13 protein-coding genes and 1 pseudogene are annotated in these 10,935 nt (G+C 70.2%); 7 read left to right on the top strand and 7 right to left on the bottom strand.

All coding sequences use genetic code 11. The annotated features are described in order from the left end of the window. The 3 genes and pseudogenes from A9X04_RS20415 to A9X04_RS20425 all read left to right on the top strand — a co-directional run. A pseudogene (locus A9X04_RS20415) lies at positions 1-356 on the top strand (hypothetical protein); the annotation flags it as partial. Between the two features lie 467 nt (positions 357-823). Beyond that, positions 824-1,168 carry a DUF732 domain-containing protein gene (locus tag A9X04_RS20420; RefSeq protein ID WP_067924299.1) on the top strand — a complete coding sequence of 115 codons (345 nt, stop codon included), beginning with the start codon at positions 824-826 and terminating at the stop codon, positions 1,166-1,168. Between the two features lie 191 nt (positions 1,169-1,359). Then, positions 1,360-1,671 (top strand): DUF732 domain-containing protein, encoded by a 312-nt coding sequence (locus A9X04_RS20425; RefSeq protein WP_197509255.1) that lies wholly within the window; start codon positions 1,360-1,362, stop codon positions 1,669-1,671. Positions 1,672-1,683: 12 nt separating this feature from the next. Here the strand turns inward: A9X04_RS20425 and A9X04_RS20430 are convergent, their stop codons facing one another. Beyond that, positions 1,684-3,168, bottom strand: a complete 1,485-nt coding sequence (locus tag A9X04_RS20430; RefSeq protein ID WP_067924301.1) for a bifunctional phosphatase PAP2/diacylglycerol kinase family protein — start codon at positions 3,166-3,168, stop codon at positions 1,684-1,686. Positions 3,169-3,196: 28 nt separating this feature from the next. Here A9X04_RS20430 and A9X04_RS20435 point away from each other — a divergent pair, with 28 nt between their 5' ends. Next, positions 3,197-3,970, top strand: a complete 774-nt coding sequence (locus A9X04_RS20435) for a hypothetical protein (protein WP_067924310.1) — start codon at positions 3,197-3,199, stop codon at positions 3,968-3,970. Here the strand turns inward: A9X04_RS20435 and A9X04_RS20440 are convergent. From A9X04_RS20440 to A9X04_RS20450, 3 genes are read right to left on the bottom strand one after another with little or no spacing between them, the layout of a single operon-like run. Next, a complete protein-coding gene (locus A9X04_RS20440) occupies positions 3,958-4,629 on the bottom strand; it encodes a GAP family protein (RefSeq protein WP_067924309.1) in 672 nt (223 codons plus the stop codon). The genes A9X04_RS20435 and A9X04_RS20440 overlap by 13 nt on opposite strands. A 10-nt stretch (positions 4,630-4,639) precedes the next feature. After that, positions 4,640-5,290 (bottom strand): GAP family protein, encoded by a 651-nt coding sequence (locus A9X04_RS20445; protein WP_067924302.1) that lies wholly within the window; start codon positions 5,288-5,290, stop codon positions 4,640-4,642. Positions 5,291-5,330: 40 nt separating this feature from the next. Continuing rightward, complete coding sequence (locus A9X04_RS20450) at positions 5,331-5,639, bottom strand: hypothetical protein (protein WP_067924303.1); 309 nt, start codon at positions 5,637-5,639, stop codon at positions 5,331-5,333. Positions 5,640-5,746: 107 nt separating this feature from the next. Between A9X04_RS20450 and A9X04_RS20455 the strand changes: the two genes are divergently transcribed. Continuing rightward, the gene (locus A9X04_RS20455) at positions 5,747-5,974 is read left to right on the top strand and encodes a hypothetical protein (RefSeq protein WP_067924304.1); all 228 of its coding nucleotides are present in this window, start codon (positions 5,747-5,749) and stop codon (positions 5,972-5,974) included. A 48-nt stretch (positions 5,975-6,022) separates the two neighbouring features. Further along, positions 6,023-7,540 carry a glycosyltransferase family 39 protein gene (locus tag A9X04_RS20460; RefSeq protein ID WP_067924305.1) on the top strand — a complete coding sequence of 506 codons (1,518 nt, stop codon included), beginning with the start codon at positions 6,023-6,025 and terminating at the stop codon, positions 7,538-7,540. On the opposite strand, the gene A9X04_RS20465 is transcribed toward A9X04_RS20460, so the two are convergent. Both A9X04_RS20465 and A9X04_RS20470 read right to left on the bottom strand, forming a co-directional pair. Beyond that, positions 7,541-8,371, bottom strand: coding sequence for a family 16 glycosylhydrolase (locus A9X04_RS20465; RefSeq protein ID WP_067924306.1), 831 nt, complete (start codon positions 8,369-8,371; stop codon positions 7,541-7,543). A 155-nt stretch (positions 8,372-8,526) separates the two neighbouring features. Beyond that, the gene (locus A9X04_RS20470) at positions 8,527-9,546 is read right to left on the bottom strand and encodes an NADP-dependent oxidoreductase (RefSeq protein ID WP_067924311.1); all 1,020 of its coding nucleotides are present in this window, start codon (positions 9,544-9,546) and stop codon (positions 8,527-8,529) included. 56 nt (positions 9,547-9,602) lie between these two features. Here A9X04_RS20470 and A9X04_RS20475 point away from each other — a divergent pair, with 56 nt between their 5' ends. Beyond that, positions 9,603-10,301: a DUF3060 domain-containing protein gene (locus A9X04_RS20475; protein ID WP_067924307.1), complete on the top strand. Its 699-nt coding sequence runs from the start codon at positions 9,603-9,605 to the stop codon at positions 10,299-10,301. A 14-nt stretch (positions 10,302-10,315) separates the two neighbouring features. Here A9X04_RS20475 and A9X04_RS20480 read toward each other — a convergent pair whose 3' ends face one another. Then, a complete protein-coding gene (locus tag A9X04_RS20480; protein ID WP_067924308.1) occupies positions 10,316-10,750 on the bottom strand; it encodes a hypothetical protein in 435 nt (144 codons plus the stop codon). Between the last annotated feature and the right edge of the window lie 185 nt (positions 10,751-10,935).

Below are 10,935 nucleotides of genomic sequence, written 5' to 3' on the forward strand. Positions count from 1 at the left end.
GGGCCGCCGGTGCCGATGGCGGCGCGGCGGCCGCGGGCGGAGCGCCGACCGCGGAGGTCTGCACCGCCAGCGCGCCGCTCACCGACATGGCCGGTGTCCCATTGGCGGTGCCCGGCCCGCTGCCGGTGGGCGCCCCCGTGCCGTTGCCCCTGGGCGCCCCGCTGCCGCTGCCGCTGGGTGCGCCGCTGCCCATCGCCCCGGTGGTGCCGGCCGGCGCTCCGTTGGTCGCACTCGGTGGGCCGCTGGCCGCCGGCGCGCCCCTCGACGGGATCGCCGGTGCCCCGCTCATCGACATGTCCGGCGTCAAGGACGCGCCGACGGGAGCGGCGCCGACCGGCGGCCCCCGGTCCGGCCAGCGGCGCGCCGGCCTCCCCGGCCTGCCCCTGGATGCAGGCGTAGCCACCCGTCTTCAGGGGCGCGGCTGCCGCATCCGGGCTCAACGCGAGTGCGGCTCCGCACAACCCAAGGCTGGCAACTACTTTCATGTTGAACCGATCGACGATCGCCATCAGCGTCGACTCTCCTTTATTCGCGCTCACATAACCATCTGGTGCAGCAGAACCGCGTAGCCGTCTTTTCGGCGACCGAGCCAATTGTGGTCAGCCGCCATGAAACGCCGGACGCGCCGCACCGCGCCGTTGCCAAACGGTGACGTCACAAGGGCGTCACGAAGTCGGTTGTGGCCGTGCGGGTCTGCCGACGCCGGCGGCGGCCGGCCGGGCGATTCTGCGCAGCTCATTCACAGGGAATTTTCGGCAATCCAACATGTCTTGGAGGTTCTATAGAGGTAAACGGATGGTGAACGAGGAGAGGGAGGGTTCCCATGTGGGGACAGCGGGTCTATGGCCGATTCATCAAGACAGCGTTCCTGGTTGGCCCCTTGCTCGTCGCCGGGGTGATGTGGGCCGGCCCGGCGCAGGCCGACGCCACCAGCTTCGTCAACGACCTGCACAAGGTGGGGATACATGCGGTCACCGGCGGCGACGAAGCGCTGGTTCAGATGGGTTTGAACCTCTGCCAGCAACTGTCGTGGGGCGCTTCGCCCTCGCAGCTCGAGGGCCTCGCGGTGCAGCGCTCGGACAGCAGGCAGGGCGCACGGGGGATCACGCCCCAACAGGCCGACGACGTCGTCGGTTTTGCCGTGCGTGATCTCTGCCCGAACGCATAGCGGTCGCTCCCCGACCCGCCGGCCGACGGCGAAAACGCGGCCCGGCGGTCGGTCTTTGCCGACTATTCATCGTCGGGATTTCTCTTCCGCAACGTGTCTCACGGCACTTTCGTGTAAAAGTGCATCATCCGAATCGGGCACGGGACGAAGGAGAGAATCGAATGGCAGCACAGCGGCCCTATGGCCGGTTCATGGGCGCGGCCCTCGTAGGCCCACTGCTGGCCGCGGGGATCGGATGGGCCAGCCCTGCCCGGGCCGACCAGACTGCCTTTCTCAATGACCTGCACAACGCCGGCATCCACGCCGTCAACGGCGGCGACGAGGCACTGCTGCAGATGGGCGCGGACCTGTGCCAGCAGCTTTCCTGGGGCGCCTCCCCGCAACAGCTGGAGGGCCTGGCGATCCAGCGCTCGGACGCCGACCAGGGCACCGGTGGGATCAACGGCCGGCAGGCGGCGGACGTCGTCATCTTTGCCTTGCGGGATCTGTGCCCCAACGCCTAACGGCGAGGGGCGCTAGTCGCAGGGGCGGAAGACCGGCAGGACCCGGTATTTGGCGGTGAAGCTGGCCTTCTCGTATTCGTCACCGACCTCGCCGTCACACGCGATCACCGTCGGGCCGTCGACCGCAGCGAAGCTGAACTCCGGCACCTGCAGTTCGTGGTAGAGCGGGCTGCGCTCCAACCGCCCGAGCGCGAGCGCGGCCAGGATCCTGGTGCGTGCCCACGGCCGGCCCGCCTCGAGCATGCGGACGTCGATGAGCCCGTCGTCCATGCGGGTCCGCCGCGCCGGGGCGAACCCGGTCGGTAGGTACAGCGAGTTGCCGAGGAAGAAGAGTGACGTCAGCAGCGTCTTGTTGTCGTATGAGATCCGCACGGGCTGGTGGTGGCGCAGCGTGTGCAGCATCGCGTACAGACCGGCCAGCGGCTTGCCGATGCGTTTCTCGAGTTTTTCGCGCTGCTGCACGAAGGTCGGGTAGGCGCCGATGCTGGCGGTGTTGAGGACCATCTGAGTTTCGTTGAGGCACACCAGGTCCACGCGCGCGACGCTGCCGCGGCGGATCGCGTCGACCGTCTTGGCCACGGTGTCGCAGCCGATGTCCTTCGCGAAGTGGTTGAACGTGCCGGCGGGAAACACGGCCAGCGGCAGCCCGGCCTCGATGGCCACGCCGGCTGCGGCCGCCACGGTGCCGTCGCCACCTCCCACCGCGAGCACCTCGGCGCGCGCGGCGGCGCCGCGCAAGACGTCCTCGGGGTCGTCGTCGGGGCCCAGCTCCCGGATGTCGACCTTCGGCAGCGCTTCGCGCACCTCGTCGACGACGCGTGCCCCGGTGCCGCTGCCCGACTCGGGATTGATCACCAGCACCACCCCGGAACCGTCGGGCCGTTCGGGCGTCGCGACGCGAAGGGGCTCGGTCGTGGGCAGCGCGGTTTCGACGATCGGCGGGACGAGCCGACCGCCCAGCACCGCCAGGCCCGCCCCGATGCCGAACCCGGCGACGACATCACCCGGGTAGTGCGCGCCGGTCACCACCCGCGACAGCCCGACCAGCCCGGCCAGCAGCGCCAGCCCGAACCCCAGCATCGGGTTCTCCAGACCCACCCCGACCGCGAACGCGGCCGCGCTGGCGGAGTGCCCCGATGGGAAGGAGTTCGACGTCGGCCGGCGGCGGACCTGCCGGACCAACGGCACCAATTCGTACCCCGGGCGCGGGCGGCGGCGGATGCGCTTGGCGACCTGGTTGGTGACCAGGCTGGTGGCCGCGAGCGTGGCGACGCCGCGCGTCGCGCCGCGCTGGGCGCTGGGCTTTCCCGAGGCCATCAGGGCCGCGGCGATGGCCAGCCACAACTTCGAGTTGTCGGCCGCCCGGGTGAGCGGCGGCATGATCGCGTCCAGCAGCGGGGTGTCGGTCTCGGCGATCGCTTCGAAGACCTCGCGGTCCAGGGTGCCGAGGCCCCGGGTGATCTGTTCGATGCCGCGTCGCCTGGGCCGCCTGTTCATTCGCTACACCCTAAATTGGTTGGCGGACATGGACGCAGCGGGCTACTTCGAGGCATGGCGGGCCAACGCCGCACGGCGGGGTGTGGCCCCGGACGTCGTCGCGGAGGTCGCCGGGCGGCACGCCATCACCCCGGCGAGCTTCCGGGTTCTCGGGCGCATGGCTCAGATCACCGACCCGGACGGCAAGTCCTTCTTCCTGCTGCCGCGGGGCACCAGCGGCGCCGACGCCCGCGCGGCGGTGCTCTGCACCTACATCCTGAACGGGGGCACCGGCTACGGCCGCACGGGGACGCGGCGCACCGATTTCCCCCCGACGCCCTACAGTGCCGTCGAAGTCACGCGAATCATGCTGCGGCAGAAGGCAAACCGCTGGAGCTACGCCCGCGACGTGAGGTTCGTCGACCGCAACGGCGGGCGGCTGGTCGCGACGCCGAACGGCATCCTCATGGGGCTGGGCGGCAACTGGATCCAGCGGCAGTTCTGCCGCCGCGGCGGCACTACCTGGGGCGACATCTTCATGGTCAACCTCGGCACCCTCACCGACCCCGCGGCGTGGCTGCGCCGGATCGTCGAGTCCGGGCATGCCTGGTACCTCGGCGCCGGCGGGAGGCCGGTGGAGAGCCGCCTGGACCTGGACCGGTTGCTGCACCACGAAGAGCGCCACTGCCGGCAGTGGGCTTCCAAGGGTTACGCGGGCATGCTTGCCGGCTACGGCCGCGAGCTGGTCCGCGAATACGCCTTCGGCGCCATCAACCGGCTCGAGGAGGACGCCGGCCTTGCCGACGGCGGCTACAGCGCGTGAATGCCGTGGTAGAGCAGCATCGCACCGATCACCACCAGGACGGCCGCGAGCAGGGCGGCGTTGTTCCGGTCCATCCAGTCTTTGAGCCGCGCCAGTGTGTCGTCGAGGCGGCTGCCGGCCGCCGCGTAGGCCAGGATCGGGATGGCGACGCTGGATGCCGCGATGGCGACGAAGAACGCGGCGGCCACCCAGTCGCCGACGAGGCCGAGCCCGGCAGTGCCGATGCCCAGTCCGGCGGGGACGCAGATGAGCAGCACGTCCGGGCGCACCACGGCCAGCACGGCCCCCATGATCCCCGCGCGGGCCGGGGTGATGGTGGCGAATGAACGCATCCAGGCCGGGGACTCGGCGTGGCCGCGCCGGTTCAGCCATTTGTAGATGCCGTACACGATCAACGCCGACCCCAGGACGACGCGCAGCCACGACGACCACCGCGGCGGCGACTTGTCCAGGCCGCCGAGCAGGTGGGAGGTCGCGACGGAGAGCGCCGTCAGCGCGGCCAGGCTCAGCGCCCAGCCACCCAGAAACGCCAGGCCGCTCGGCCGGGGCCGCGGCGCCTGCAGCACCAGCACAGCAGGGATGACCGTGAGCGGCGAAAGCGAGACGACCAGCCCGAGCGGAACGAGCCCGGTCAGCACCGTGCCCCAGCTTCCTGCCATGGGCTGCAATCTACAGGGCGCGAATCCCGTTGTGGAGCACGAACAAACCGATCAGAACAAGGATGATCGCGAGCAGCACCGCGTGATGTTCTTCCATCCAAACCTTGAGGCGCTCCAGCGCGTCGTCGAGGCGGTCCCCGGCCCAGACGTAACCCAAGATCGGAAGCGCGACCGTCGACGCGGCGACGACGAGATAGAACGCACCGGCCAGCAACTGGCCGCCGACACCAAGGGTGCTGTTACCGATGGCCAGTCCAGCCGCGACGCAGACCAGGAGCACCTCGGGCCGCAACGCCACCAGCACCGCGCCGGTCACCCCGGCTCGCCCCGGGGTCAGCATGGAGAACGAGCGCATCCAGCGCGGCATGTCGCCGTGCCGATGCCGGGTCAGCCAGTGGTAGGCGCCCAGCGCGATCAGCGCCGACCCCAGCGCCACGCGCAGCCAGGACGCCCACGTCGGCGGCGCCTTGTGCAGGCCTTCGAGCAGCCCCGAGCCGCCGACGAACACCGCGGTCAGGGCGACCAGGCCCAGCGCCCACCCGGCGAGGAACGCCAAACCGGTGGGCCTCGGACGGGGCGAGTGCAGGACCAGCACCGCCGGGATGACCGTGATCGGCGAGAGCGCGATGACCGCCGCCAACGCGACGAGCTTGGTCAGCACCGAACCCCAACTTGCGTCCACGGTCAGCAATCATCGCATCTCATAACCGGTTTCGGCGCAGCGTCCAGGCGGGGACCCAGTGCGTCACGGTCTTGCGCTCGGAGCCGTAGGCCACCGGGTAGGTCACCAGCCCCCACCAATCGCCCTGCTCGCACAGGCCCCAGCAACTGAGCAGACCCTCGACCACCTTGTGCAGTTGCAGACCGTTGGGCTGATAGCGACCGGAGCGGTGCGGCTCGCGCGGGAACAGCACCGTCAGGTCCACCAGCACGGTGATCGGCGGGCGCACCACCCGAAACGGGCTGCGGACCGGTTGGCCGTTGTACCCGATGGACGCGAACTGCCCCATCGATCGATCATACGTTCGAATGACCGCCCGGTTCGTCGAGTTCTTCGTTTTCGAGCCCCGGCCCGGGCCCGCCGATATAGTCGGCTCAGCTACCAAGGGGAGGTCACATGAAGTTGGCTTGCGCCGCCGGCCTATTGGCGCTGGCCGGGCTGCTCACCACCGGGGTGGGCGTCGCCGGTGCCGACGAGATCGAGGTCGAGGGCAACTACTCGAGCCAGGCCGGCTGCGAAGCGGACGCCCCGCACGTCGAGCTCATGCACAACGACAACCTGTACACCCATTGGGACTGCCGCCTGGGCTCCGACGGGTTCTGGCACGTCTGGCTGCTCAACTGAGCTTCGGCCAGCGGCGGGGCCGTCCTCCGCTTCTGGCACCATAGCGGCGTGCGGAACCCGCTTCGCCGCCCGCCGTCCGCGCTGGACCCGCTGCTCGTCGGGCTGCTCGCCGTCGCGGTGAGCCTGGGTGGCGCGTCGCGCCCGTCGTTCTGGTACGACGAGGCCGCCACCATCTCGGCGGCCTACAGCCGTTCCCTCGCCCAGTTGTGGCGGATGCTGGGCAATGTCGACGCCGTGCACGGCGCGTACTACCTCCTCATGCACGCCTGGTTTCAGGTTTTTCCGCCCACCGAGTTCTGGTCGCGCGCGCCGAGCGGGCTGGCCGTCGGCGGCGCCGCCGCCGGAATCGTGGTGTTGGGCAAGCAGTTTTCGTCGCGCACGGTCGCGCTGGCGACCGGCGTCTTCTGCGCCATCCTGCCCCGGACGACCTGGGCGGGCATCGAGGCCCGCCCCTATGCGTTGTCGATGATGGCCGCCGTGTGGCTGACGGTGCTGCTGGTTCGCGCCGCGCGCCGCGACACCGGCTGGCTGTGGGCGGCCTACGGCGCCGCCCTCGCCGCGTCGATCGCGCTCGAGGTATACCTCGCCCTGCTGGTGGCCGCCCACCTGGTCCTCCTCATCGTGTCGCGTTGCGCGCGAACGGTTTTGCTGTGGTTCGCCGCCTCGGCGGCTATCGCGGTCGGCGCCATGGCGCCGTTCCTGCTGACGGTCGCCGGGCAGGCGCACCAGATCAGCTGGATCGCGCCGATCGGTCGCCGGACCCTCGAAGACGTGGTGGTGCAACAGTATTTCGAGCGCAGCCCGCCGTTCGCCGTGCTGTCGGCGCTCGTAATCGCGGCGGCTGTCGCGTTGTGGCTCAGCGGATCTGCCGCCCTGGCGCGGGCCGACGGGCAACTGCTGGCCCTGGCGGCCGCGTGGCTAACCCTGCCGACCGCGGTCATCCTGGCCTACTCGGCGGTGGTGCATCCCATCTACACCCCGCGCTATATGACGTTCACGGCGCCGGGAATGGCGCTGATCCTGGGGGTCTGCGCCGCGGCGGTGACGGTCCGGCCGTGGCGGACGGCGGCCCTGGTCACGCTCTTCGCCGCCGCCGCGACACCGAATTATCTCTTCGCGCAACGTAACCCGTACGCCAAGTACGGGATGGACTACAGCCAGGTGGCCGATCTGATCAGCGCGAAGGCCGCACCCGGCGATTGCCTGCTGGTGAACGACACGGTGACGTTCATGCCCGCCCCGATGCGCCCGCTGCTGGCGGCGCGCCCGGACGCCTATCGCAAGCTGATCGACCTCACCCTGTGGCAGCGGGCCACCGACCGCAACGACGTCTTCGACACCAACCTCATCCCGGAGGTCGTCGCGAATCCGTTGAGCCACTGCGGCGTCGTGTGGATCATCACCCAGGGCGACCCGTCACAGCCGGCGCACGAGCAGGGCCCGGCGATCCCACCCGGCCCGGTCTACTGGGCGACCCCCGCCTTCGCGGTCCCGCACGACCTGGGCTTCCGGCTCGTCGAGCGTTGGCAGTTCAACCTGGTTCAGGTGTTCAAAGCGCAGCGCTAGTCACCAGATGCGGATGTAGTCGACCAGCATCGAGGCCGGGAAGGTGCCCGCAGCCGGATCCCCGGCGCCGACACCTCCCACGGCGAGGGTGAACATCGGCGTCATCCAGTAGCCGGGAATGTTGAACGGCCACCGGAAGTCGTCCGGGGCGCCGCCGGCGACGTGGATGGGCTTGTTGGGAACCTTGAAGTACTCGGCGCCGTCCCGCGCGAATTCGAATCCCTCTTCGCCCCAATGCATTCGCCAGGTGTGCCAGTTGCTGTCAACCAGCCCGGGGATCGACTTGCCCTCCCAGGTCTTGCCGTTGGACGCCGCGTGCACGGTGGTGCCCGGCGCCCACTGGCCGTTGCCGTACCACTCGAAGATGTCCACCTCGCCGTCGGGCAGCGGGTCCTCGTTGACGCCCCAGAACGACGGCCACAGGCCGGGGTACAGGCAGTCGAGCTTGATCCGCGCCTCCCAGGTCTGGTTGATCATGCTGCGGAAGTTGCCTCGCAGCTTGCCGCTGTAATAGGTGTTGCTCAGCAGATCGTGGGTGGCGCAGAGGACGAGGTTGGAATGCCCGTCCTGGAACACGTTTTGGCGATCGTCGCGATAGATGCCCTCGACCGGCGGGAACACGTCGTCCTGCCAGGTCTGGATGGTCCACTTGCCGGGATCGGGAGGGGAGCCCGCGGGCCCGTCGAACTCGTCGGCGAAGATGTACGGCCCGCCCGGGCCGGCCGACGGGGGCGCCTGCGGCGCCGGCGGGGTGGCCCAGGCGCCGGGCAAGCGCATCGCCGCCCCCAGCATGCCGAGCCCCGACATCAACATCATGCTGCGACGATCCATCTACAACCCACCAATCGTGAAAGCCGTGTTTCGACCCAAGCCCGCCACCCCCAGGCAACCTTTGCAAACGGTGTTATGAAACCACGCGCCGGGGTGGCGTGCACCCCGCACCGGGCCCGTGGCGGCGAGTTTTTGCCTGCTGGGCACGACGCGGTTCAGCGGGAACCCGGTTCGCTGAGCTTGACCAGGGTCTTGCCGATGTTGACCCCGGTGAACAGGCCGTTGAGGGCGTCGACGCACGACTCGATGCCGTCGAAGATGGTCTCGCGGTGCCTGAGCCGGCCCTCGGCCTCCCACTGCCGCAGCGCGGCGAAGGCCTCGTCGAAGCGGCCCCACTGGTCGAGGGCGTTGAACCCCTGCATCAACGCCGTCTTGGAGAGCAGGTTCACATAGTTGGCGGGCCCCGGGTGCTCGCCGGTCAGGTAGCTGGAGATGACCCCGCACAGCACCACCCGGGCGCGCGGGGCCAGGCGGCCCAGCACCGCGTCCAGGATCGGCCCGCCCACGTTGTCGAAGTAGACGTCGACGCGCCGCGGGCAGTGTTGCTTGAGCGCCGCCGTCAGGTCGTCGTTCTTGTAGTCGATGCAGGCGTCGAAGCCGAAGTCCTCGACCACCGCCCGGCATTTCTGTGGCCCGCCCGCGATCCCCACCACCCGGGCGCCGGCGATCTTGGCGATCTGCCCGGCCACCGATCCGGTGGCGCCCGCGGCCGCCGAGACCACGACCGTCTCCCCTTCCTTCGGCCGGCCGATGTCGGTCATCCCGAAATAGGCGGTGGCGCCCGTCGGCCCGTACACCGACATGATCGCCAGCTGGTCGTCCTCGCCCGGGATGGGCGTGCTGAACAGGTCGTCGCGGATGATCGCGTACTCGGAGAAGCCGGTCAACGTGGTGACGACGTCGCCGACGGCGTAGGCGTCGCAGCGCGATTCCACCACTTCGCCGATCCCGGCGGCGCGGATGACCTCGCCCAGCTGCACCGGCGGAAGGTAGCTGGGCTGGTCGTCGAGCCACGTGCGGGCGGCGGCGTCGATCCCGACGTAGGTGGTGCGCAGCAGCGCCTCGCCCTCCCCCGGTTCGGGCGCCGGGGTGGTGAGCAGCTCGGTGTCACCGGGCCGGACAAGCCCGGTGGGGCGGCGACGCAACACGACCTGACGGTTCGGCAACTCGGGCACGAACCAGAAACTACCGAACCGCGCGAAACCACCGACGCGAATGGCATATTCAACCCATGGCAGCAAACGACGACCCGGAGGATCGGATCCGGGAACTCGAGCGCCCGCTCGCCGACGCGGCGCGGGCGTCCGAAGCGGGCAGCGCGCAGCCCCCCGCCCAGCCTTACCCGCCCGGGCCGGGCCCCGGCCCCCCGCCCCCGCCGCCCGCCTGGAACTACGGCGCCCCGTACGCGGGCCCGCCTCCCCAACGGCCCTCGGGCAACCGCGCGTGGTGGATCCTGGGCACGGTCATCGTCATCGCCGTGCTGGCCCTCGCCGGTGGCATCGCCGCCTTTGCGGCACACCAGCTTTCCGGGGTCCGCTCAATCATCAGCTCACCGCCGACCATCACCGACACGTTCGGTCCGTCGCCCAGCACCCCGCGCGGAACCGCCCCGTCCACCACCCGGGCCAGGACGCCCAGCCCGTCGACGTCGCCGACCGCGCCGCCGGGCGCCAAGCTCAGCGTCTCCGGGATCGGCGAGAACCGGACGATCGCCTGCAACGACAACGTGATCAGCGTCAGCGGGGTGTCTAACACGGTGGTGATCAGCGGCCACTGCGCCAGCCTCACCGTGTCGGGCGTGCAGAACGAGATCACCGTCGACGCCGTCGACAGCATCGAAGCCTCCGGCTTCAACAACAAGGTCACCTACCACACGGGCACGCCGAAGGTCAGCAACTCCGGGGGATCGAACGTCGTCGAGCAGGGCTGAGGCCGGGCGCCGGCCTACGAGCCTTGCGGGGCCCCGCCGGATTCGTGACCGGATTCGTGGCCGGATTCGTCGCCGGGCGAGTCGCCGTCCAGGACGCTGACGGCGATGCCGTACGGCAGGAACCGGACCCTGCGGTTGGGGTCGACGTTGTCCTTGTTGGCGCGCAGCGCGTCGAGCTCGGTCGCATAGACCTGTTCGACGTGCGCGCCGCCGTCGGCGCCGGTCGTGTAGATGGCCCACACGCCGTCACCCGCCTCGCCCGCGGTCTCGGGCTCGGGGCGTGGGCGCCGCGACAGGTCGTCGAAGAACGACGACCACCCGGGCCGGGCTCCGGGAGCCGCCACGAACTTGCTGACCCGCTCGAACACCTCGCGCAGGCCCTCGCTGCCCTCGCGGATCATCCGATCGATCTCTTCGGGATCAAACCCGAACCCACCGTATTCGCCCACGCGACCTCCTCGCCGCTCATGCCGTCACCGCCCAGTGTGCGCGCCGGCGCGGTCGCGCGCCACGTCCTCAGCGTCCCGGCGGCGGCGGTGGGGTGATGGGGATCGGCACCGTCACGAATGGGAAATGCAGGTACATCGTCACCGGGGGCATGGCCGGTGGCGGCGGCGCGGCCGGCGGCGGGGCC

Source organism: Mycobacterium sp. E3247 (assembly GCF_001667785.1).
Classification (GTDB): Bacteria; Actinomycetota; Actinomycetes; order Mycobacteriales; family Mycobacteriaceae; genus Mycobacterium.